Genomic DNA, 21,355 nt, shown 5'->3' on the forward strand with positions numbered 1-21,355 from the left:
CTGTGGAGCGTTCAGTCTTCGCGGGCAAGCCCACTCCCACAGGCACGCGGCGACCCCATGAGAGAGCAGGCTTGCCCGCGAAATGGGCGGTACTGCCCCCCTACAAGCCACAGAGTTCACGCAGCAAACCAGTGTCCAGGTGCGTTTCCACCAGGTCGGCCAGGCGCTCGATATCGCGCTCACGCAAGCCGTGGTAGTCGACCTCCTGCACCGCCTGCAAACCGGCCCAGCGCAACAACGCGCCGCACGCCGCCGGGGACTCGAACAATCCGTGCAGGTAAGTACCGAGCACCTGGCCATCGGCGCTCTGCGCACCGTCGCTACGACCATCGTCCAGCCGTACCGCCGCCTGTTCCAGGGCAAGGCCAGTGGTCACCCCGGCATGAATTTCATAGCCGCTGACGTCAGCGTTTTCCAGCACCAGGCGACCACGCACATTGCGCAGCTGCTTTTCTGCCTCAAGCACGGTCTCGAACGCCAGCAAGCCCAGGCCAGCACTGGAACCTGCCGCCCCTTCCAGCCCCAGCGGGTCGTGCAGCTGCTCACCAAGCATTTGCAGGCCTCCGCAGATACCCAGCACTTTGCCGCCGTAGCGCAGGTGACGGGCAATGGCGGTGTCCCAGCCATTGGCACGCAGGTAGGCCAAATCACTTCGCACGCTTTTGGAACCCGGCAAAATGACCAGGTCGGCCGGCGGAATCGGCTGGCCAGGGCCGACAAACTGCAGGTCAACCTGAGGGTGCAGGCGCAGCGGGTCGAAATCGGTGTGGTTGCTGATACGCGGCAGCACCGGCACCACCACCTTGAGCACTTGCTCGGCTTTGTCGGCCTGACGCTGGTCGATACCGTCTTCGGCCTCCAGGTGCAGGTCCATGACATAGGGCAGCACGCCGATCACCGGCTTGCCGGTACGGGCTTCGAGCCAGTCCAGCCCCGGCTGCAACAAGGCGAGGTCGCCACGGAAACGGTTGATGATGAAACCCTTGATCCGCGCCTGCTCGGTGGCAGACAGCAACTCCAGCGTGCCGACCAGATGGGCGAAGACCCCGCCGCGATTGATGTCGGCAATCAATACCACCGGGCAATCCACCGCTTCGGCAAAGCCCATGTTGGCGATGTCGCCGGCCCGCAGGTTGATCTCCGCCGGCGAGCCAGCCCCTTCGACCATCACCACCGGATAGGCCGCGCTCAGCCGTTCGTGAGACGCGAGCACCGCCTGCATCGCGATGACTTTGTAATCGTGATAGGCGACCGCATTCATGCTGGTCACGGCACGACCGTGAATGATCACTTGCGCACCGGTGTCACTGTTGGGCTTGAGCAACACCGGGTTCATGTCGGTGTGCGGCTCAAGGCGGGCGGCCTGGGCCTGCACCGCTTGTGCGCGACCGATTTCACCGCCGTCGGCGGTGACCGCACTGTTGAGCGCCATGTTCTGCGGCTTGAACGGCACCACGGCGACCCCCTGGCGCGTCAGCCAGCGGCACAGCGCGGTGACCAGGGTACTTTTCCCGGCATCGGAGGTGGTGCCTTGCACCATCAGCGTGGTCATGGGGTTTCCTTGGCGTAGCCGGCAAAGGCGTGTTCGAGGCGCAGCCAATCGGCCTCATCGGCCGGCAAGCCAAAACGCAGGCTGCTGTTGTGGGTGAACAGACGCAGCAGAATGCCTTGCCGGGCCATGAATTCGTACAGGTGCTCGGCGTGATCGGTGATCAACCACTGAAACAGCGCGCAGCCGCCCTGGGGTTTGAAGCCATGGCACTCAAGGACCTGCGCCAGGCGCTGGCTCGCGTGCTCGCTGCGCTCGCGCTGAAGGGCATGCCCCTGGGTATCGCGTAAACAGACTTGCGCCAGGACCCGCGTCGGCCCGTTGACGGTCCAGGGACCGACCTGTTCGGCGAGCAGCTTGAGCAACTTGCGCTCGGCCAGTACAAAGCCCAGCCGCACCCCGGCCAGGCCGAAAAACTTGCCGAACGAACGCAATACGATCAGGCCGACCTGATCGGCAAATGCCGTCAGGCTCAACTGCGGGGTGTTGTCCATGAACGCCTCATCCACCACCAGCCAGCCGCCACGCTGCGCCAGGCGCGCATGCCATTCGAGCAGGCGTTCCGGGGTCAGGCTCAGGCCGGTGGGATTGTTTGGATTGACCACCACCAGCACGTCGAGGCTGTCGAGGAAAAAATCGACTTCCTGCTCCACCACTTCACGCACGATGTAACCGTTGCGGCGCCAGGCTTCGGCGTGCTCGGCATAACACGGCGACAGCACCCCGACCTTGCCGGCACGACGCAGGCGCGGCAGTAACTGGATGGCGGCCTGGGAACCGGCGACAGGCAACACATGACTCGCACCGTAGTATTCCCGAGCGGCCTGCTCCAGGCCGTCTTCGGTTTCCGGCAAGCGCGCCCAGGCACGCAACGGAATCTGCGGGATAGCCCAGGGCCAGGGTGCCAGACCGCTGGAGAGGTCAAGCCAATCGGCTTCGGCAATGCCATAGTGCAAAGCCGCCTTGCGCAGGCGGCCACCGTGTTCAAGCATAAAACTCGGCCCCCACACAGAGAATCAGCAGCCACAACCATACCCCGCGCTGGACCAATTGCCAGCCGCGGTCAATCGAGTCGGCGTCTGCTGGCACGCCCTCGCCCAATTGCGGACGCTGATGCAGCTCACCGTGATAGATCGCCGCCCCGCCCAGTTCGACCCCCAGTGCCCCGGCACCCGCGGCCATCACCGGCCCGGCGTTGGGGCTGTCCCACGTGGGACCCTGAGTGCGCCAGCATTTGAGCGCCAGACGGGTCTTGCCTAGCAGCGCATAGGTCAGGGCCACCAGCCGCGCCGGAATATAGTTGAGCATGTCGTCGATTTTCGCCGCCGCCCAACCGAAGCGCTCAAAGCGCTCGTTGCGATAACCCCACATGGCATCAAGGGTGTTGCTCAGGCGATAAAGCACCACCCCCGGCGCGCCGGCCACGGCAAACCAGAAGAGCGCGGCAAACACCGCATCGCTGCCGTTCTCCAGCACCGACTCGGTGGCCGCCCGGGCCACCGCGGTCTCATCCAGTTCGCTGGTCTGGCGACTGACCAGATAACCGACGCGGGTACGGGCTTCCTCCAGGTCATGGCTGCGCAGGGCCTGGGCCACCGGTTCGACGTGTTCGCCGAGGCTGCGCAGGCCCAGCGCACAATACAGCGCGAGAATCTCGACGATCCAGCCCAGGTAGGGCAACCAGGAAAACGCGGTGACCAACAGGGTCAGCGGCAACACTGCAATCACCCACGCGGTGACCCCGTGACTGCGCCAGCCACGGCCGCCCGCATTGAAACGTTGTTCGATGCGATCGGCAAAACGGCCGAACGCCACCAGCGGATGCCAGCGCCTGGGCTCGCCCAGCAGCGCATCCAGCGCTACCCCGGCGACACTCAGCAAGGCCACACTCATTGACTCTCTCCCCAGACATTTTCGTACAACAGTTCACTGAGCGGACGCGCTTGCGCCCAGCCTTCGAGCACCAGCATCGGCGCCGGATAGAATGCCTCGACCGGCCCCAGGCACAACACCGCCAGCGGCTTGGCCCCGGGCGGCAAGCCCAGCAAGTCAGCCAGGGCCTGGGGCTCGAACAACGACACCCAGCCCATGCCCAGGCCTTCGGCACGCGACGCCAGCCAAAGGTTTTGAATCGCGCAGGACAGCGACGCCATGTCCATTTCCGGCAAGGTGCGCCGACCAAAGATGTGCCGCTCGCGATCATCCATCAGCGCGGCGACCAGCACCTCGGCGCAATCGTTGATGCCTTCGACCTTGAGCGTCATGAATTCATCGGAGCGTTCGCCCAGCGCCTCGGCGGTACGCACCCGCTCCTCTTCCACCAGGTGCTGGATCTGGCCGCGCAATGCCCGGTCACTGATGCGGATAAACCGCCAGGGCTGCATCAGGCCGACGCTGGGCGCCTGGTGCGCCGCTTCGAGCAGGCGCCGCAGCAGCGCCGGTTCGACCGTGCCACCGCTGAAATGACGCATGTCGCGACGCTCGGCGATGGCGCGATACACCGCATCGCGCTCGGCCGGACTGAAGGCATTGTCAGTCATGGTTTCTTCACGGTCTCAAGGTCAGGCGCAAACAGCGCGGCAATCGCCGACGGATTGGACGGGAAATAAAAGTGCACGTATGAAGCGGTCATCCTTCCGGCACGGTAAACCGCCTCCGCGCCTCGTCCGCCGTTGGGGCTCAGGCCACGGGCAATCGGCTCAAGCTCGGTACGGGTCAACGAGTGGTGGTAGGTGTGGCCACGCAGCGAGCCCTCGGGCAGGTCGACCGCCTGCAACGCCAAGGCCGCCAAGCGCTTTTGCATCACCGCCTCACCGGCCAGCAAGCCCACCAGCGCCGCCCGCGTGCCCTCGACATCGGTCAGCGAGTCGAGCAAATACAGCATGCCGCCGCATTCGGCGAGCAACGGTTTACCGGCACCATGGTGAGCGCGGATGGCGTCGAGCATCGAGGTATTTTCAGCCAGGGCGACATGGTGCAACTCCGGGTAACCACCCGGCAGATACAAACTGTCAGCCTCCGGCAACTCGCGGTCGCGGATCGGCGAAAAGAAACGCAACTCGGCCCCCATCGCCCCCAGCAGGTCCAGGCTCGCACCATAGGTAAAGGCGAAGGCTTCATCGCGCGCCACGGCAATGCGCACACCCGCCAGCAATGGCTCGGCCGTGATCACATCGGGCGCGGCAAACTCGACGGCCGGGGGCAATGCCACTTCGCAACTGCTGGCCAGGGCCTCGGCAGCGGCGTCGAGGCGCAGGTCCAGGTCGTTCAGCTCACTGGCTTGCACCAGCCCCAGGTGACGGCTCGGCAACTCGATGCCGGTTTCCCGGGACAAGGCGCCGTACCAGCGCAGGCCTTCGGTCAGGCTGCCTTCGAGCAACTGCGCGTGACGCAAGGTGCCGACCCGGTTGGCCAGCACCCCGGCGAACGGCAGGTCCGGCTGATAACGCGCAAGGCCCAGGGCCAGCGCACCGAACGTCTGCGCCATGGCGGTGCCATCGATCACCGCCAGCACCGGAACGCCAAAATGCCGTGCCAGATCCGCACTGGACGGCGTGCCGTCGAACAACCCCATGACCCCTTCGATCAGGATCAGGTCGGCCTCAGCGGCCGCTTCCCACAACAGCCGGCGACTTTCCTGCTCGCCGACCATCCACATGTCGAGTTGGTACACCGGCGCACCGCTGGCGCGCTCGAGAATCATCGGATCGAGAAAGTCCGGGCCGCATTTGAACACCCGGACCTTGCGCCCCTGATTACGATGCAAGCGGGCCAGCGCCGCGGTGACGGTGGTCTTGCCCTGGCCGGAGGCCGGCGCGGCAATCAGCACCGCCGGGCAGTATCGACGGCTATTCATATGGAAAGGCTCATAGCTCGACACCCTTTTGCGCCTTGATCCCGGCCTGGAACGCATGCTTGATCATGCCCATTTCGGTGACGGTGTCCGCCAGTTCGATCATTTCCGGCTTGGCGGCACGACCGGTGACGACCACATGCTGCATCGGTGGGCGCGCCTGCAAGTCGCTGAGCACCTGATCCAGATCGAGGTAACCGTGCTTGAGGGCAATGTTCAGTTCATCGAGCACCACCAGGCCGATGGCCGGATCATTCAGCAACTGACGGGATACGGCCCAGGCGGCTTCGGCAGCCGCGATGTCGCGCTGGCGATCCTGAGTCTCCCAGGTAAACCCTTCGCCCATGACATGGAAGCGCACTTGCTCCGGGAAGCGCCGGAAGAACAACTCCTCGCCCGTGCTGTTACGCCCCTTGATGAACTGCACCACACCGCACTGCATGCCGTGGCCCATGGCCCGGGCCAGCATGCCGAACGCCGAACTGCTTTTGCCTTTGCCGTTACCGGTCAGTACCAACAGCAGGCCGCACTCGTTCGGCGAGTTGGCAATGCGTTCATCGATCACGGCTTTCTTGCGCAGCATGCGCGCCAGATGGCGTTCGTCACGATCAGGGGAATCAGTCATGGGGGAGCTCTCCGTTGAGGCTGGATAACGGCGGGCAGGCATGGAAACAGACGGCAGGAAGCCTGGCATCGCCCACCGTGATGCCGCTGGATGGATCAGGCCGGTCTCCGGGCTCATGAGCGGCTGGTTTGGCCGGACCGCGCGCCTTCCCATGTCGAACGTCGACACAGTGGCTCAAGGCGCGATCTTCACTCATTTACCGTTGCGGGGGCAGCGCCGGGATCGTTGCCCGCTCTGTCGAAGAGCGCGCCCTCACCGGCTTCCCTGTTTCACTCGATCGACCAGCGGGTCACCGAGCACCTGAAACAAGTCGCGAAGGTTAGAGGGTTGGGGGTGGAGCGTCAATTAATGCCGGGCTCATGCCGCGACAGAAACAGACCCCGATCAATAAACCGACGCCCTTGTTGTGCCAGACTTCAAGCAGTGATATCAAATAGCCACAACCTGACACCACAATAAAAAGGGCGAGCACCATGCAAGGCATGATCATCAGTAACCCGAAACTGGAATTTCTACGCCCGGTACTGGAGCGCTGGTTTGACTGTATCGATCGCTACAACGCAGTGCGTGGCGATAACGAAAGCCCCTACTGGTTTGATGAACGCGCCAACCTGAGCCTGCTTTCAGCGGCGGCCTGGATGGCGGAGATGGTCACCCTGGAACAGGCGCCCACCAAAAAGCAGATCGAGGAAGGCGAGCGCAATGGCCGTGCCGACCTGCTCATCGCCAACCAGGAGCAACGCGCCTACCTTCAAGCCACACAACGCTGGCCACGGGTCAACCAACTGAACCTCACCCAAGCGCTGCTGGACATTGCCAGCGACGCCAAGACCATCGCCTATGCCAGCGAACTGAAAATCGGCTGCCTGTTCGTCGCCCCGCAAAAACTCCAGCACAGCGCCACACCGGAAGAACTCCAGGACATGGTCGACGACCTGCAAAAGGAACATTGTTGCGCCGTGGCCTGGTACTTTCCTTACGCTTATCGCAAATTGCGCAACGAAGCCGGCTACTATCATCCGGGTATCGCCGTGCTGCTCAAGGAGGCCCGTAGCTGAGATTGAACCTCAAGGCGATCCGACTCCTCTGGACTGAAAGGATGCATTCATGGAGAAGCCCGCATGTTCAAGCCCCGATTCGCCCTGGTTATCACCCTTGCCGCAGGTCTGGCCGCCTGCGGGGAAACCTCCAGCCTGCAGGTGTCGGACGGTATCGGTCCCTCACCCACGCTGCCGGAGCCGGACAAGACCCTGATCCCGACCGTGAATATCGCCCCCGCCGTGGGCTGGCCAAGCGGTGCCAAGCCGATTGCCGCGCCCGGCACCCAGGTCGTGGCATTCGCCAAAGGGCTCGAACACCCACGCTGGCTGTATGTGCTGCCCAATGGCGATGTACTGGTGGCCGAAACCAACGCCCCACCCAAGCCTGATGACGGCACAGGTGTGGTCGGCTGGATCACCGAAAAAATCATGGCGCGCGCCGGTGCCGGCGTGCCCAGCCCGAATCGCATCACCCTGCTGCGCGACACCGACCACGACGGCCACGCCGAAACCCGCACCCCCTTCATTGAACACCTCAACTCACCCTTTGGCATGGCCTTGGTCGGCAACGATCTGTACGTCGCGGATACGGATCGGCTGTTGCGCTTCAACTATGAAGACGGCGCCACCTCGATCACCTCCAACCCCATAAAAGTGATCGACCTGCCCGGCGGCACACTGAACCATCACTGGACCAAAAACGTCATCGCCAGCCAGGACGGCAGCAAGCTGTACGTGACCGTCGGCTCAAACAGCAACATCGCGGAAAATGGCCTGGAGCAGGAAACAGGTCGCGCGGCGATCTGGGAAGTTGATCGCGCCACCGGCAACCAACGGATTTTCGCCTCGGGCCTGCGCAACCCCAACGGCATGGGCTGGGAGCCGCACAGCGGAAAACTCTGGACTGCCGTCAATGAACGGGACGAACTCGGCAACGACCTGGTACCTGACTACATCACCTCGGTCAAGGACGGGGGCTTCTATGGCTGGCCGTTCAGCTATTACGGCCAACACGTCGATACCCGGGTCACGCCACAAGACCCGGACCTGGTCGCCAAGGCCATCGCCCCGGACTACGCCGTCGGCTCACACACCGCCCCGCTGGGCCTGGCATTCGCACAAGGAAGCACACTGCCGGCGCCCTTCACCGAAGGCGCCTTTATCGGCCAGCACGGCTCGTGGAACCGTAAACCCCACAGTGGCTACAAAGTGATCTTCGTGCCGTTCAGCGCAGGCAAACCGGTCGGGCAGCCTGTCGATGTGCTGAGCGGTTTTCTCGACCAGGATGAACAGGCCATGGGCCGGCCGGTGGGCGTGGTGATCGACCGGCAAGGAAATCTGTTGGTGGCCGATGATGTGGGGAACACCATCTGGCGGGTGTCAGCCCTCCAATGAGCCGCAACGACCGGACGAGGCCTAGACTTTGCGGCACAAGGTCAGGCCATCCCCCAGTGGCAGCAACGACAAGTCCACCCGCGCATCCGCCTTCAAGGCACGATTGAGCGCCTGGATGGCCCGGGTATCCTCGCTGGCGGGATTGCTTTCCAGTACCCGGCCGCTCCACAGCGTATTGTCGAATACCGCCAGGCCGCCCTGGCGTAGCAGCCGCAAGGCGCTCTCCAGATAGGCCGGGTAATTGGCTTTGTCGGCATCGATGAAGATCAGGTCAAAGCATTCCCCCTGCCCTTGCTGCTCCAGCTGCGCCAGGGTCTGCAGTGCCGGCGCCAGGCGCAGCTCGATACGCCCGGCCAGCCCGGCCTCCTGCCAGTAACGGCGCGCCGTGGCGTTGTAATCGCCAGGGAGGTCGCAGCAGATCAGCGAGCCGTCCTGCGGCAAGGCCGCCGCCATGCACAGGGCGCTGTAACCGGTAAAGGTCCCTACCTCGAGTACGCGCCGGGCGCCTGTCAGCTTGATCAGCAGGGCGAGGAACTGCCCTTGCTCGGGCGCCACCTGCCAGCGCGCCATGGGCAGCGCCTGGGTTTCATCACGCAAACGGCGCAACAGCGGCGTTTCGCGCAGCGATACATCGAGCAGGTAGTGGTAGAGATCATCGTCGAGATTGAGCGTACGAGCGGTCATGACAACCTCTGCGAGACTGGACGCTAGGGATTGCGCGCCAGATGCTCCGGCTGCAATACGCGCTTGGCGCTCAGGTAGGCCTTCTGCCAATAGGCTTTGGACAGGCTGTCCAGCTTGACGGTACCGCCGGTGGCCGGCGCATGCACGAATCGACCCTCGCCGACGTAGATCCCGGCATGGCTGACTTGCGAGCCGCCATTGGTGGCGAAGAAGATCACGTCACCGGTCTGCAAGGCGGTCTTGCCTACACTGGGCGCCTGCATGCCGATCATTTCACTCGTGGTGCGCGGTAGCGTGATGCCCGCCGCGTCTCGGTAGACGTAGCCGATCAGGCCGCTGCAATCAAACCCCGAATCCGGTGTATTTCCACCCCAACGATAGGGCGTGCCCACCAGGCCCAGCGCGCGGAACAGCACGTCGTCGGCCACCGGGGAGAATGATTGCGAGGGTGCAAAGACAGGGGCGCGAACCACTTTGGCCGGCGGCGGAGTACGACTGGCACAGGCGCTGAGCAGCGCTGCGAGGAACATGAGTGCAAGGCGGGCCGACATCGTCATCTACAGAGCATCCTGATCTGGCTGCGGCGTTCTCTGCCGAGAGGCTGAAAACAAAACCGCGTAAGCAGGGCTTACGCGGTTAGTTGATCAACAATAGATCAGGATTCTAGCGGCTAAGCGCCAAACTTCAAGTAAGACTTTAAGTTGGGATTACAAAATGAAGGGATATTGCTCGATGAGGGTCGATTTTCGGTAGCCGCGCCCGGGTGTTGCAGTGCTATGCAGACCGCTTGGCTTCAATGAAGGTATTGCTCGGCGAGGGTCAGTTTTCGGTAGCCGCGCCCGGGTATTGCACCCTGGGCGCAGTGGCTACGCAGACCGCTTACTTGCGCGCGGTGGTGACCGACGTGGGAGCCATGGCGAGTGCGCGCTTGGCTTCAATGAAGGTCTTGCTCCAGTAGCTGTCGCCCAGGCTATCGACCCGGACACCGCCGCTGCGGCTGCTGCTGGAATGGATGAACTGGTTGTCACCCAGGTAGATGCCGGCGTGACTGACACGACCGCGACGACCATTGGTGGCAAAAAACAGCAGGTCGCCAGGTTGCAGCTTGCTGCGAGAGACCAGCGGCGCGTCAACGTTGATCATTTCACGCGTGGAGCGTGGCAAGTTCATGCCCGCTTCTTCGCGGAACAGGTAACCGATGAAACCGCTGCAATCAAAACCGGCTTCAGAGGTACCGCCGAAACGGTAACGGGTACCGATCAGGGACATGCCACGTTCAAGGATGCTGTCGGCCAGGACAGGCAACTGGTAAGGCTTGCTGCCAGCAAAATCGGCCAGTTCTTTTTCGGTTGCCAGTTCTTCCTGATAAAGAGCGGAAGACTGTGCGGTAGAAGAGTTTTGAACCTGTTGCTGGGGCGCTTGCTGGGACACTGGAGAGTGCGCGGCGCAACCAAACAGCAGGGTAACGAGTGCGAGAGGCACGAGGGGTGCGAAGCGATTTAGCATGGGCACGACCGTGGCTGAAGGTGTAAAGAAGCCGAGACTATGCCTTCTATCGTCCTCATTTGCAAATTCAATCGATTTAAATGTGACTTATCGGTTTTCTCTTAACATCTAAGCGCTTAAGCCCATTTTAAATCTGCGCGCGCCGGAAACACCCTTCTGGAAGCGAGTTTTCTGACGCCTTGAATAGGCCGAAACGCTCTACAGGCCGCGGTTTTACCAGCCCAGGGTTTCTTTGAGGAAGGGGATCGTCAGCTTGCGCTGGGCCTGGAGCGAGGCCTGATCGAGGCGTTCGAGCAACTCGAACAGGGCACTCATGCTGCGTGTACCCCGGGTCAGAATAAAATGCCCGACTTCGTCGGTCAGGTGCAGGCCGCGACGCGAGGCGCGCAATTGCAGCGCACGCAGCTTGTCTTCATCGGACAGGGGCCGCATCTGGAAAATCAGTGCCAGGGTCAAACGGGACTTGAGGTCAGCCAGCTTTACTGGCAACTCCCGTGGCGACGTTGACGCGGCGATCAGCAGGCGCCGACCGCTGTCGCGCAAACGGTTGAACAGGTGGAACAGCGCCTCTTCCCAGTCAGCCCGCCCGGCGACAGCCTGCAGGTCATCCAGGCAGACCAGTTCGTACTGCTCAAGGTTGTCGAGGATTTCGATACCGCGATCCAGCAACTCGGCCAACGGCAGGTATACCGCCGGCTCCCCCAACTGCTCGAAGCGCAGGCAAGCGGCTTGCAGCAGGTGCGTACGCCCTACCCCGTCCTTGCCCCATAGATAGATCAGGCTTTCGGTCCAGCCGGCGTCGGCTTCGCACAGGCGTTCGACATAGCCGAGTGCAGCGGCGTTGGCGCCAGGGTAGTAGTTGATAAAGGTGGCGTCATCACGCAGACGCACACCTAGGGGCAGCTGAATCGGTTTCATGCTGACTGAACAGTTCCAAACGAACCGTTAGTGGCCTCTGTGTAAAGTTTGCAAAGTTTATACCCGTGACGCCGGCCGCACAATGCGGCAGACCATAAGCAAAATCAAAGGTTTGCGTTAACTTGCAAGGATCGAAGGGGTTTGTTTGACGGTGCATGTGGCAGCCAGGCGTCCTGTACAAGAGCGCCCGACAGCCTTTTCAGGGCGGATCGCCCGCTATCGGGACTCGGGTTCGTCCACGCTGCCGTAGATAGATGAGTCCTTGTACAAGTCATGCACATGACGCACCAGCACCATGATCACCGCGGCCACGGGCAACGCAAGCAAAATACCGGTGAAGCCAAACAGCTCGCCACCGGCCAGGATCGCAAAGATCACCGCCACCGGGTGCAGGCCAATCCGGTCGCCCACCAGCAACGGCGTCAGCACCATGCCTTCCAGAGCCTGGCCGACCATGAACACGGCGACAATCCCGATCATCGGATACAGGTCGCCGCCAAACTGAAACAGCCCGGCGACCAGCGCCGCACCGATCCCGATCACAAACCCCATGTACGGCACGATCGCCGCCAGGCCGGCGATCAGGCCGATCAACAGCCCCAGCTCCAGCCCCACCAGCATCAGGCCCGCGGCATAAATCACCCCCAGCGCCAGCATCACCATCAACTGCCCGCGCACAAACGCCCCCAGCACCTCATGACACTCACCGGCCAATGCCATCACGCGCTCCTCACGATCACGTGGCAACAGGCTGCGGATTTTGCCCATCATCAGGTCCCAGTCACGCAACAGATAGAAGCTCACCACCGGAATCAGCACCAGGTTGGCCAGCCAACCCATCAATGCCAGGCTCGACGCCGTGGCCTGGCTCAGCACCATTCCAACAATGTCGGTGGTCTGCCCCATGTGTTCGCTGATGGCCGCCTTGACCTTGTCGAACTTCCAGAAGCCGTCTGCCAGCCCCATCCGGGTCTGCACCCATGGCATCGCCGTGTGTTGCAACCAGTCGAGCATCTGCGGTGCCAGCTCATACAAACGAAACAGCTGTTTGGCCAGCATGGGCACCAGCACCAGCAGCAACGCCATGACGATCAGGGTAAACAGCGCAAACACGGCCACCACCCCCCAGGTTCGTGACAAGCCGTATTTTTCCAGGTGATCGACCAAGGGATCGAACAGGTAAGCCAACCCCAGCGCAACCAGAAAGGGGGTGAGAATCGGATGCAACAGGTACACAAACACGCATAGCAGGGCGATCCCAGCCAGCCAGACCCAACGCCGAGAATCGGCCATGAACAACTCCATATGCTTCTATATAAGGAAAGAAAAACTACCAGCGGAAACTCAGCTGCGCCCTCGGTACGGGGGCAACCACAGGAACCTGGCTTGCGACCACGGGCTGGACTGGCGCAGGCGTGGCACTGGCCGGCACTTCCCGCAGGTTCGCCAGCGTCAACTGTGAACGCAACTGATCGGTACTGCCATTGACGCGATAGACAATCCGGTCACCCTCGACACGCTGCAACCGCACGGAAAAAGGCTCCAGCAACCGCCCCAACTCCGCATAGCGCGCGAGATTCATGCCTTGCACCTCCAGCAACGATTGCTCGCTGGACGCCCCGGCCCTGGACGCGAAGCGCGGCGCCAGGCGCTCGCTCACCGCCAGCAGCACCGCATCCGCCACGGCGGCGCTGTCAGCCCCCTGCACGCTGCCCTGCTCGCGCTGATCGCCCAGCCACAAATGCCACTTGGCTTGCCATTGGCCGCCCTCCTCGCGCGCATGCACCGCCAACAAGGCATCGGCACCATAACGCTCGGAAGCACTGCGCAACGGAGCAGGATTGCCGCTATCAAGATTCGGCGCCGTGGCCACGATCTGCTCGTTCAGGTCCGCCAGCGGCAGGCGCAACGGCAGGCCTCGATGCTGGGCCGCACGCTGCAACGGCTCGGCACTGACCTGACCATCGCCCACCAGGCTTGAGCCATCGGCCGAGTCGTTGAGCCACCACCCGAGAATCGACGGACGATTGGCCCCCCACAGGGCCAGCCCGGCCTGGCGCAGCGCACGATCCGTACTCACCGGGTCAAAATCGACCTTCAGGCTTTCCGGTGGCCCGGCGTCATAGCCGTACTGACTGATAATTTGTTGCGGATCTTTTCGGATGACCGCAAGCCCGGGACTTTGCAACGCCCGGGCGTCACCCGTGAGGCGCAGCACCAGGGTGTCGAGCGCGCGTTGCGTGGCCTGGTCACGCTCCTGCGGAGTCTGGCTGCTGACCGGTTCGTGGACTTGATAGAGACCTTGGACGGTTTGGGCATGGCTCGCCAGGCTGACCAGCGACAAACAGCCCACAAACAGAAATTTACACAGGCGCATGGGGGATTCCCGTCGACAAAGAGCGGCTGGAACAGACCGCATGAACTGGCTTGAGCAAGGCTGTGACCACACAGACCTGCAAAACATTCACACGATCGATGGAAGTTTTCACACCGTCATAACCATAGACGGTAAACCGCTATACCTTATACAGCGACAGGCAAGGCCACCAGCACGGAGCATTTTCGGTTTTTTTTAACGCGATATGCCCCTGCCCGTCGGCCCGAGGATGGCCGCTGCCCCTCAAGCCTGATAAAATCGCGCGCCTTCGCAGACCGGCAATGGCCCGGTGTTCTGAATGCTTGCGCGGCAATCCCGCCCATGCCTGTTCAGCACGCTCGCCAGACTCGGTCGTTACCCAGAAATCCCCCCTAAAGGCCTGGATCATGAGCAAGCAACCCTCCCTGAGCTACAAGGACGCCGGTGTAGACATCGACGCCGGTGAAGCATTGGTCGAACGCATCAAGAGCGTCGCCAAGCGCACTGCGCGCCCGGAAGTCATGGGCGGCCTGGGCGGTTTTGGCGCCCTCTGCGAAATCCCGGCCGGCTACAAGCAGCCCGTGCTGGTATCCGGCACCGACGGCGTCGGCACCAAGCTGCGCCTGGCATTGAACCTGAACAAGCACGACAGCATCGGCATCGACCTGGTTGCCATGTGCGTCAACGACCTGGTGGTCTGTGGCGCAGAGCCACTGTTCTTCCTTGACTACTACGCCACCGGCAAGCTGAACGTCGACACCGCCGCTCAGGTCGTCACCGGCATCGGCGCTGGCTGCGAACTGTCCGGCTGCTCCCTGGTAGGCGGCGAAACCGCTGAAATGCCGGGCATGTACGAAGGCGAAGACTACGACCTGGCCGGCTTCTGCGTGGGCGTGGTCGAGAAGTCGGAAATCATCGACGGCTCGAAAGTGGCCGCCGGCGACGCCCTGCTTGCCCTGCCATCCTCCGGTCCGCACTCCAACGGCTACTCGCTGATCCGCAAGATCATCGAAGTGTCCGGTGCCGACATCGAGAACATCCAGCTCGACGGCAAGCCGCTGACCGACCTGCTGATGGCGCCAACCCGCATCTACGTCAAGCCGTTGCTCAAGCTGATCAAGGACACCGGCGCCGTCAAGGCCATGGCCCACATCACCGGTGGCGGCCTGCTCGACAACATCCCGCGCGTGCTGCCAAAAGGCGCCCAGGCCGTGGTTGACGTTGCCAGCTGGCAGCGCCCCGCCGTCTTCGACTGGCTGCAGGAAAAAGGCAACGTTGACGAAACCGAAATGCACCGCGTGCTGAACTGCGGCGTGGGCATGGTCATCTGCGTCGCCCAGGAACACGTTGAAACCGCGCTGAACGTACTGCGTGAAGCCGGCGAGCAACCTTGGGTCATCGGCCAGATCTCCACGGCTGCCGAAGGCGCCGCCCAGGTCGAACTGAAGAACCTCAAGGCTCATTGAGATGCCCCAGACCTGTGATGTTGTGGTGCTGCTGTCCGGCACCGGCAGTAACTTGCAGGCCTTGATCGACGATGCGCAGAACGCGGACAACCCTGTCCGCATTCGCGCAGTGATCTCGAACCGTGCCGATGCCTACGGTTTGCAGCGCGCCAGGGACGCGGGTATCGATACCCGCGCCCTGGATCACAAGGCGTTCGAAGGCCGTGAAGCCTTCGATGCCGCCTTGATCGAACTGATCGACGCTTTCCAACCCAAACTTGTGGTCCTGGCCGGATTCATGCGCATCCTCAGCGCCGGTTTCGTCCGCCACTACCAGGGTCGCCTGCTCAATATCCATCCTTCGCTGCTCCCTAAATACAAAGGGTTACACACTCACCAGCGAGCGCTGGAGGCCGGCGACACTGAACACGGCTGCAGCGTGCACTTCGTTACCGAGGAACTCGACGGCGGCCCACTGGTCGTACAGGCAGTAATACCGGTAGAGTTGCATGATTCGCCGCAAAGTCTGGCGCAGCGGGTTCACACCTGCGAACACCAGATCTATCCGCTGGCGGTACGCTGGTTTGCCGAGGGCCGCTTGAGCCTGGGCGAACTAGGTGCTTCACTGGATGGTCAGTTACTTGGGACCAGCGGTCACTTGATTCGTCACTAGGAGATTTTATGCGTCGCGCCCTGCTCTTCGCCTGTGCTCTGCTTACCCTGCCCTTTGCGCAGGCCGCAGATTTGCAACCGTTCTCCGCCAGCTATACCGCCGACTGGAAGCAACTTCCAATGAGCGGTACCGCTGAACGAAGCCTTGAAAAAACCAGCAACGGTGATTGGAAGCTCAGCTTCAAGGCATCGATGATGATTGCGAGCCTGACGGAAGAAAGCACACTGAAGCTGGACAAGGACACCTTGCTGCCCCAGTCATATAACTTCGAACGTGGCGGTCTGGGTAAAGCCAAGAAAGTCAATCTGGACTTCGACTGGAGCACCAAGATGGTCACCGGGACCGATCGCGGTGAAGCGGTCAAGGTACCGCTCAATACAGGCATGCTGGATAAGTCTACTTACCAACTGGCCTTGCAGCGCGATGTTGCAGCCGGCAAAAAAAGCATGAGCTACCAGGTGGTTGAAGGTGAAGACTCGGACACCTACGATTTCCGCGTTCTGAATTCCGAAACGGTCAGCACCAAGGTCGGTAAAATTGACGCCATCAAGGTCGAGCGCGTACGTCCGCCAGTCGAGAGCGGGAACAAGCGCATCACCGAGATGTGGTTCGCCAAGGATTGGGGCTATGTTCTCGTAGCCCTGCGCCAGGTCGAAACCGACGGCAAGGAGTACAACATCATGCTCCAGGACGGTACCGTCGACGGCAAGCCGGTCAAAGGCCAGTAAGCCAGACCAACGCAAACAAAGCCTCGCGATTGCGAGGCTTTTTTTCGCCTGTGGTTTTTGCGCTAACTGACAGACCGCCTTCGCGGGCAAGCGGAGGGGCCCTTGAAACATGAAACTTCTGTCATGAAACCTTCCACCCTGCGACCGAATGTCACGGTCGGCGGGGGCTGGCGGATTGTCTTCGATCCTGCAACAGACCGTTACCGATCCAGGTCATTTACTTAGCAAGCTATCAAAACATATAACAAAGGCCTGCAGACGCCTTGCTGCAGGTCAATTGAAATTGGAGCTAGCAGATGACTGTAAAAGTAACTGAACGCGACGATTCACAGATGTCCCATGAAGGACTGGCCGCCGGTATCCGGATCTGGGATGTCCATCAACAAGACATGCTGGTGGGGATGTTCCACTCTGAGAACGATGCCCACAGCTACAGGATCGAACTGGAAACACTGGAGCAGCAACGAGAAAGCCGCTGCGCATAACGACAGCATTGAAAACGACAACCCCCGCCATGAGCGCAATGCTGTTCAATTAAGCAAACGCCGACCTTTGGTAGGAGCGAGCGCGCTCGCGATGGACGTCAACGATAACGCGTGTTTTCTGGGTAACCGCGTTGCTCTGGAGTCCATCGCGAGCGCGCTCGCTCCTACAACGGCGGTTTCACCCCCTTAACTGAACAGCACTGCCGCCATGAGCGGGGTTTGTCGAAGATGGAGCGCTAGCGGGTTACCACATCAGATCGTCAGGGATCTGATAGGCCGCGTACGGATCGTCCTCGGCATCGACCTCTTCGGTCTGCACATTCATCTGCACGATACGTTGTGGGTCGCGCTCCTGGATCTTCAGCGCCGCCTCACGCGGGATGACTTCATAGCCGCCGGCGTGATGGACAATGGCCAGCGAACCACTGCTGAGCTTGTTGCGCATCAGGGTGTTGACCGACAGGCGCTTGACCTTCTTGTCGTCGACGAAGTTGTAGTAGTCCTCGGTGTTCAGCTTCGGCAGGCGAGAGACTTCGATCAATTGCTTGATCTGTGCGGCACGGGCTTTCTGCTCGGCCTTCTCCTGCTGCTGGCGGTTGAGTTCCTGGTCGCGCTTGACCTTCTCGGCCATGGCCTCTTGCGCCAGACGCTGCTGGGTGTCATCGAGTTCGATCTGGCCTTTGTGGGCCAGGCGTTGTTGCTTCTGCTTGTCTTTGCCGACCTGCTTGGCCTGCTTTTGATTGACCAGCCCTGCTTTGAGCAACTGGTCGCGAAGGGAAATGCTCATGTGCTTACTCACTTAGGCAACTGCTCAACCGCAGCTGGGCAAATTCTTTTCCTGACGTTTGGCTTCGCCCCACAAGGCGTCCAACTCTTCGAGGGTGCAATCTTCTATGGGACGGTGGGTGTCGCGCAATGCCTGTTCGATAAATCGGAAACGTCTCTCAAACTTGCTGTTGGCGCCGCGCAACGCGGTTTCCGGATCAACCTTGAGGTGACGCGCCAGATTGACCACGGAAAACAACAGGTCACCGACCTCGTCGGCTACCGCTTGCGGATCATTCTCGGACATGGCTTCGAGCACTTCGTCGAGTTCTTCGCGCACCTTGTCCAGCACCGGCAAGGCGTCCGGCCAGTCGAAGCCGACCTGCCCTGCCCGCTTCTGCAATTTCGCCGAACGTGACAACGCAGGCAATGCGCCGGGCACGTCATCGAGCAACGACAGCTGTTCGGGCGCCGAGGATTTCTCTGCGCGCTCCTCGGCCTTGATCTCTTCCCAGCGCTGCTTGACCTGTTCTTCACTCAGGCGCGGGACATCCAGCGGCGCATACAGATCGCCGGTGGGAAACACGTGGGGATGACGGCGAATCAGCTTGCGGGTGATGCTGTCGACCACGCCCTCAAACTCGAAGCGCCCTTCTTCCCTGGCCAACTGGCTGTAATAAACCACCTGGAACAGCAAATCGCCCAGTTCACCCTGCAAGTGATCGAAGTCACCGCGCTCAATGGCGTCCGCCACTTCGTAGGCTTCCTCCAGGGTATGGGGGACGATGGTCCTGTACGTTTGCTTGATGTCCCACGGACAACCGTACTGCGGGTCGCGCAGGCGGTTCATCAGGTGCAGCAAATCTTCAAGTGAATACATCAAAACAGTCTCTGCCCGCTTTCTGCAGGAGCGAACTTGCTCGCGATGAACGTTAACGATGACGCGCGCTATCTGAATAAATGCGACGCCCTCAGGTTCTTCGCGAGCAAGCCGCAAGCGGGCGCCCGCTCCTACAAAAAAGCTCTTGCGTCTTATGGCGTACGGTTACGCCGGGTTTCAATGATGTTCGGCAACTGGGAAATCCGCCCCAGCAACCGCCCCAACGCGTCCAGCCCCGGAATCTCGATGGTCAGGGACATCAACGCGGTGTTGTCCTCTTTGTTCGAGCGGGTATTGACCGCCAGCACGTTGATCCGCTCGTTGAGCAGCACTTGTGAAACGTCGCGCAGCAGACCGGAACGGTCGTAGGCGCGAATGACGATATCCACCGGGTAGGTGAGCACCGGCACCGGCCCCCAGCTGACCTGGATGATCCGCTCGGGCTCACGCCCGCTCAGTTGCAGCACCGAGGCACAGTCCTGGCGGTGAATGCTCACGCCACGACCCTGGGTGATGTAACCGACGATCGCATCGCCCGGCAACGGTTGGCAGCAGCCGGCCATTTGGGTCATCAGGTTGCCCACACCCTGGATCTGAATGTCGCCACGCTTGCCCGGCTTGTAGCCGGTGGCTTTGCGCGGGATCAGCTCCAGCTGTTCGTTGCCCCGCTCCGGCTCGACCAATTGCTGCGCCAGGTTGACCAGTTGCGCCAGGCGCAAATCGCCCGCACCCAACGCGGCAAACATGTCTTCGGCGGTTTTCATGTTGGCCTTGTCGGCCAGCTTCTCGAAGTCCACCTGCGGCAAGCCGAGGCGATTGAGCTCGCGCTCGAGCAGGGTCTTGCCGGCGGCAACGTTCTGATCGCGCGCCTGCAGCTTGAACCAGTGAACGATCTTCGCCCGTGCCCGCGAGGTGGTGATGTAGCCCAGGTTCGGGTTCAGCCAGTCGCGACTCGGCGTGCCGTGCTTGCTGGTGATGATCTCGACCTGTTCACCGGTTTGCAGGCTGTAGTTGAGCGGGACGATGCGCCCGTTGATCTTCGCGCCACGGCAGTTGTGACCGATCTCGGTGTGCACGCGGTAAGCGAAGTCCAGCGGCGTCGCGCCCTTGGGCAAGTCGATGGCATGGCCGTCCGGGGTGAAGATGTACACCCGGTCCGGCTCGATATCGACCCGCAACTGTTCCGCCAGGCCGCCGATATCTCCCAGCTCCTCGTGCCACTCGAGCACCTGACGCAGCCAGGAGATTTTCTCTTCGTAGTGGTTGGAGCCGGACTTGACGTCGGTGCCTTTGTACTTCCAGTGCGCGCAAACCCCCAGCTCGGCCTCTTCGTGCATGGCGTGGGTGCGGATCTGCACTTCCAGTACCTTGCCCTCAGGACCGATCACCGCCGTGTGCAACGAGCGGTAGCCGTTCTCTTTCGGGTTGGCGATGTAGTCGTCGAACTCCTTGGGAATATGCCGCCACAGGGTGTGGACGATGCCCAGCGCGGTGTAGCAGTCGCGCATTTCCGGCACCAGCACGCGCACAGCGCGTACATCGTAGATCTGGCTGAATTCCAGGCCCTTGCGCTGCATTTTGCGCCAGATCGAATAGATGTGCTTGGCCCGGCCGCTGATGTCGGCATCGACGCCGGTGGCCTGCAGCTCGCTTTTGAGCTGGCTCATGACGTCGCTGATGAAGCGCTCGCGATCAAGACGCCGCTCATGCAGCAACTTGGCGATCTGCTTGTATTGCTCCGGCTCCAGGTAACGGAAGGACAGGTCCTCCAGCTCCCACTTGATATGGCCGATGCCCAGGCGATGGGCCAATGGGGCATAGATGTCGAACACTTCCCGGGCGACCCGGTTGCGTTTTTCGTCATCGGCGGTCTTGACCGCACGAATGGCACAGGTGCGCTCGGCCAGCTTGATCAAGGCAACGCGAACGTCGTCGACCATGGCCACCAGCATCTTGCGCAGGTTCTCCACCTGGCCCTGGGTCCCCAGCACCATCGACTGACGGGGGCTCAGGCTGGCACTGATCGCGGCCATGCGCAGCACGCCGTCGATCAACTTGGCGACGACCGGACCGAAGCGCTGGCTGACTGCCGGCAGCTGGATCTGACCTTCGCGCACGCCACGGTACAGGATCGCCGCCACCAGCGAATCCTGGTCGAGCTTGAGGTCGGCGAGAATTTCCGCGATCTCAAGGCCGGTACGAAAACTCGACGTCCCTTCGGACCAGAGATTCTTCGCCGCATTGTCTTGCTGTTCGGCCTGGCGAGCGAACTCGCAGGCTTCCTTCAAGGCTTCGCGCTCCAGTGCCGGATCGACACTGACCGCATGATCGAGCCAAGCCTCGAGATTGATACTGCCGTCGGTGTTGATCGGCTGGTGTGCTCTCACCTGTACCATCTTGCTTACCTTCCCTACGACGCAGATTCAATGCGTCAATTCGCTGAACTTTACTGC

At 61.6% G+C, this 21,355-nt stretch carries 21 protein-coding genes and 1 riboswitch; of the genes, 6 read left to right on the forward strand and 15 right to left on the reverse strand.

Annotation, left to right across the window (positions count from 1 at the left end):
- Positions 1 to 100: 100 nt before the first annotated feature.
- From CKW07_RS05975 to cobO, 6 genes are read right to left on the reverse strand one after another with little or no spacing between them, the layout of a single operon-like run.
- Complete coding sequence (locus CKW07_RS05975) at positions 101 to 1,552, reverse strand: cobyric acid synthase (protein ID WP_095144020.1); 1,452 nt, start codon at positions 1,550 to 1,552, stop codon at positions 101 to 103.
- Positions 1,549 to 2,541, reverse strand: coding sequence for a threonine-phosphate decarboxylase CobD (gene cobD, locus CKW07_RS05980; RefSeq protein ID WP_095144021.1), 993 nt, complete (start codon positions 2,539 to 2,541; stop codon positions 1,549 to 1,551). Before cobD ends, CKW07_RS05975 begins: the two co-directional genes overlap by 4 nt.
- Positions 2,534 to 3,442 carry an adenosylcobinamide-phosphate synthase CbiB gene (gene cbiB / locus CKW07_RS05985; RefSeq protein ID WP_095144022.1) on the reverse strand — a complete coding sequence of 303 codons (909 nt, stop codon included), beginning with the start codon at positions 3,440 to 3,442 and terminating at the stop codon, positions 2,534 to 2,536. Before cbiB ends, cobD begins: the two co-directional genes overlap by 8 nt.
- Complete coding sequence (gene bluB / locus CKW07_RS05990; protein WP_095144023.1) at positions 3,439 to 4,089, reverse strand: 5,6-dimethylbenzimidazole synthase; 651 nt, start codon at positions 4,087 to 4,089, stop codon at positions 3,439 to 3,441. The genes cbiB and bluB overlap by 4 nt, the downstream gene beginning before the upstream one ends.
- Positions 4,086 to 5,405: a cobyrinate a,c-diamide synthase gene (locus CKW07_RS05995; RefSeq protein ID WP_095144024.1), complete on the reverse strand. Its 1,320-nt coding sequence runs from the start codon at positions 5,403 to 5,405 to the stop codon at positions 4,086 to 4,088. The genes bluB and CKW07_RS05995 overlap by 4 nt, the downstream gene beginning before the upstream one ends.
- Positions 5,406 to 5,415: 10 nt before the next feature.
- Positions 5,416 to 6,027: a cob(I)yrinic acid a,c-diamide adenosyltransferase gene (cobO, locus tag CKW07_RS06000; RefSeq protein ID WP_095144025.1), complete on the reverse strand. Its 612-nt coding sequence runs from the start codon at positions 6,025 to 6,027 to the stop codon at positions 5,416 to 5,418.
- 80 nt (positions 6,028 to 6,107) lie between these two features.
- Positions 6,108 to 6,346, reverse strand: a riboswitch (cobalamin riboswitch).
- Between the two features lie 154 nt (positions 6,347 to 6,500).
- Here cobO and CKW07_RS06005 point away from each other — a divergent pair.
- Complete coding sequence (locus CKW07_RS06005; RefSeq protein WP_095144026.1) at positions 6,501 to 7,085, forward strand: hypothetical protein; 585 nt, start codon at positions 6,501 to 6,503, stop codon at positions 7,083 to 7,085.
- 63 nt (positions 7,086 to 7,148) lie between these two features.
- Positions 7,149 to 8,462, forward strand: coding sequence for a sorbosone dehydrogenase family protein (locus CKW07_RS06010; RefSeq protein WP_095144027.1), 1,314 nt, complete (start codon positions 7,149 to 7,151; stop codon positions 8,460 to 8,462).
- Between the two features lie 21 nt (positions 8,463 to 8,483).
- On the opposite strand, the gene CKW07_RS06015 is transcribed toward CKW07_RS06010, so the two are convergent.
- From CKW07_RS06015 to CKW07_RS06040, 6 genes are all read right to left on the reverse strand, one after another.
- A complete protein-coding gene (locus CKW07_RS06015) occupies positions 8,484 to 9,146 on the reverse strand; it encodes a class I SAM-dependent methyltransferase (RefSeq protein ID WP_095144028.1) in 663 nt (220 codons plus the stop codon).
- Positions 9,147 to 9,169: 23 nt separating this feature from the next.
- The gene (locus CKW07_RS06020) at positions 9,170 to 9,703 is read right to left on the reverse strand and encodes a C40 family peptidase (RefSeq protein ID WP_095144029.1); all 534 of its coding nucleotides are present in this window, start codon (positions 9,701 to 9,703) and stop codon (positions 9,170 to 9,172) included.
- Between the two features lie 322 nt (positions 9,704 to 10,025).
- Positions 10,026 to 10,652, reverse strand: a complete 627-nt coding sequence (locus tag CKW07_RS06025; protein ID WP_095144030.1) for a C40 family peptidase — start codon at positions 10,650 to 10,652, stop codon at positions 10,026 to 10,028.
- A 213-nt stretch (positions 10,653 to 10,865) separates the two neighbouring features.
- Entirely contained in the window at positions 10,866 to 11,570 is a 705-nt protein-coding gene (gene hda / locus CKW07_RS06030) for a DnaA regulatory inactivator Hda (protein WP_008033543.1), read from the reverse strand.
- Between the two features lie 216 nt (positions 11,571 to 11,786).
- Positions 11,787 to 12,863, reverse strand: coding sequence for an AI-2E family transporter (locus CKW07_RS06035; RefSeq protein WP_095144031.1), 1,077 nt, complete (start codon positions 12,861 to 12,863; stop codon positions 11,787 to 11,789).
- 37 nt (positions 12,864 to 12,900) lie between these two features.
- Complete coding sequence (locus tag CKW07_RS06040) at positions 12,901 to 13,947, reverse strand: DUF2066 domain-containing protein (protein WP_176465277.1); 1,047 nt, start codon at positions 13,945 to 13,947, stop codon at positions 12,901 to 12,903.
- Between the two features lie 386 nt (positions 13,948 to 14,333).
- On the opposite strand from CKW07_RS06040, the gene purM reads away from it, so the two are divergent.
- The 4 genes from purM to CKW07_RS06060 all read left to right on the forward strand — a co-directional run bounded on the left by purM (position 14,334) and on the right by CKW07_RS06060 (position 17,257).
- On the forward strand, positions 14,334 to 15,392 hold the full coding sequence (gene purM, locus CKW07_RS06045) for a phosphoribosylformylglycinamidine cyclo-ligase (protein WP_095144033.1): 1,059 nt from the start codon (positions 14,334 to 14,336) through the stop codon (positions 15,390 to 15,392).
- A gap of 1 nt (position 15,393) precedes the next feature.
- Entirely contained in the window at positions 15,394 to 16,044 is a 651-nt protein-coding gene (gene purN, locus CKW07_RS06050) for a phosphoribosylglycinamide formyltransferase (protein WP_095144034.1), read from the forward strand.
- A gap of 8 nt (positions 16,045 to 16,052) precedes the next feature.
- The gene (locus CKW07_RS06055) at positions 16,053 to 16,772 is read left to right on the forward strand and encodes a DUF3108 domain-containing protein (protein WP_095144035.1); all 720 of its coding nucleotides are present in this window, start codon (positions 16,053 to 16,055) and stop codon (positions 16,770 to 16,772) included.
- Positions 16,773 to 17,068: 296 nt separating this feature from the next.
- Complete coding sequence (locus CKW07_RS06060) at positions 17,069 to 17,257, forward strand: hypothetical protein (RefSeq protein ID WP_095144036.1); 189 nt, start codon at positions 17,069 to 17,071, stop codon at positions 17,255 to 17,257.
- Positions 17,258 to 17,501: 244 nt separating this feature from the next.
- Here CKW07_RS06060 and CKW07_RS06065 read toward each other — a convergent pair whose 3' ends face one another.
- The 3 genes from CKW07_RS06065 to relA all read right to left on the reverse strand — a co-directional run bounded on the left by CKW07_RS06065 (position 17,502) and on the right by relA (position 21,298).
- Positions 17,502 to 18,044, reverse strand: coding sequence for a DUF2058 domain-containing protein (locus tag CKW07_RS06065; protein ID WP_095078415.1), 543 nt, complete (start codon positions 18,042 to 18,044; stop codon positions 17,502 to 17,504).
- 24 nt (positions 18,045 to 18,068) lie between these two features.
- A complete protein-coding gene (mazG, locus tag CKW07_RS06070) occupies positions 18,069 to 18,902 on the reverse strand; it encodes a nucleoside triphosphate pyrophosphohydrolase (protein WP_095144037.1) in 834 nt (277 codons plus the stop codon).
- A 152-nt stretch (positions 18,903 to 19,054) separates the two neighbouring features.
- Positions 19,055 to 21,298 carry a GTP diphosphokinase gene (relA, locus tag CKW07_RS06075; protein ID WP_095144038.1) on the reverse strand — a complete coding sequence of 748 codons (2,244 nt, stop codon included), beginning with the start codon at positions 21,296 to 21,298 and terminating at the stop codon, positions 19,055 to 19,057.
- Between the last annotated feature and the right edge of the window lie 57 nt (positions 21,299 to 21,355).

Source organism: Pseudomonas sp. Irchel s3b6 (genome assembly GCF_900187415.1).
Taxonomy (GTDB): domain Bacteria; phylum Pseudomonadota; class Gammaproteobacteria; order Pseudomonadales; family Pseudomonadaceae; genus Aquipseudomonas.

Coding starts and splice junctions, on each gene's coding strand:
- CKW07_RS05975 (WP_095144020.1), bottom strand. CDS start 1,552: ATGACCACGCTGATGGTGCAAGGCACCACCTCCGATGCCGGGAAAAGT.
- cobD (WP_095144021.1), bottom strand. CDS start 2,541: ATGCTTGAACACGGTGGCCGCCTGCGCAAGGCGGCTTTGCACTATGGC.
- cbiB (WP_095144022.1), bottom strand. CDS start 3,442: ATGAGTGTGGCCTTGCTGAGTGTCGCCGGGGTAGCGCTGGATGCGCTG.
- bluB (WP_095144023.1), bottom strand. CDS start 4,089: ATGACTGACAATGCCTTCAGTCCGGCCGAGCGCGATGCGGTGTATCGC.
- CKW07_RS05995 (WP_095144024.1), bottom strand. CDS start 5,405: ATGAATAGCCGTCGATACTGCCCGGCGGTGCTGATTGCCGCGCCGGCC.
- cobO (WP_095144025.1), bottom strand. CDS start 6,027: ATGACTGATTCCCCTGATCGTGACGAACGCCATCTGGCGCGCATGCTG.
- CKW07_RS06005 (WP_095144026.1), top strand. CDS start 6,501: ATGCAAGGCATGATCATCAGTAACCCGAAACTGGAATTTCTACGCCCG.
- CKW07_RS06010 (WP_095144027.1), top strand. CDS start 7,149: ATGTTCAAGCCCCGATTCGCCCTGGTTATCACCCTTGCCGCAGGTCTG.
- CKW07_RS06015 (WP_095144028.1), bottom strand. CDS start 9,146: ATGACCGCTCGTACGCTCAATCTCGACGATGATCTCTACCACTACCTG.
- CKW07_RS06020 (WP_095144029.1), bottom strand. CDS start 9,703: ATGACGATGTCGGCCCGCCTTGCACTCATGTTCCTCGCAGCGCTGCTC.
- CKW07_RS06025 (WP_095144030.1), bottom strand. CDS start 10,652: ATGCTAAATCGCTTCGCACCCCTCGTGCCTCTCGCACTCGTTACCCTG.
- hda (WP_008033543.1), bottom strand. CDS start 11,570: ATGAAACCGATTCAGCTGCCCCTAGGTGTGCGTCTGCGTGATGACGCC.
- CKW07_RS06035 (WP_095144031.1), bottom strand. CDS start 12,863: ATGGCCGATTCTCGGCGTTGGGTCTGGCTGGCTGGGATCGCCCTGCTA.
- CKW07_RS06040 (WP_176465277.1), bottom strand. CDS start 13,947: ATGCGCCTGTGTAAATTTCTGTTTGTGGGCTGTTTGTCGCTGGTCAGC.
- purM (WP_095144033.1), top strand. CDS start 14,334: ATGAGCAAGCAACCCTCCCTGAGCTACAAGGACGCCGGTGTAGACATC.
- purN (WP_095144034.1), top strand. CDS start 15,394: ATGCCCCAGACCTGTGATGTTGTGGTGCTGCTGTCCGGCACCGGCAGT.
- CKW07_RS06055 (WP_095144035.1), top strand. CDS start 16,053: ATGCGTCGCGCCCTGCTCTTCGCCTGTGCTCTGCTTACCCTGCCCTTT.
- CKW07_RS06060 (WP_095144036.1), top strand. CDS start 17,069: ATGACTGTAAAAGTAACTGAACGCGACGATTCACAGATGTCCCATGAA.
- CKW07_RS06065 (WP_095078415.1), bottom strand. CDS start 18,044: ATGAGCATTTCCCTTCGCGACCAGTTGCTCAAAGCAGGGCTGGTCAAT.
- mazG (WP_095144037.1), bottom strand. CDS start 18,902: ATGTATTCACTTGAAGATTTGCTGCACCTGATGAACCGCCTGCGCGAC.
- relA (WP_095144038.1), bottom strand. CDS start 21,298: ATGGTACAGGTGAGAGCACACCAGCCGATCAACACCGACGGCAGTATC.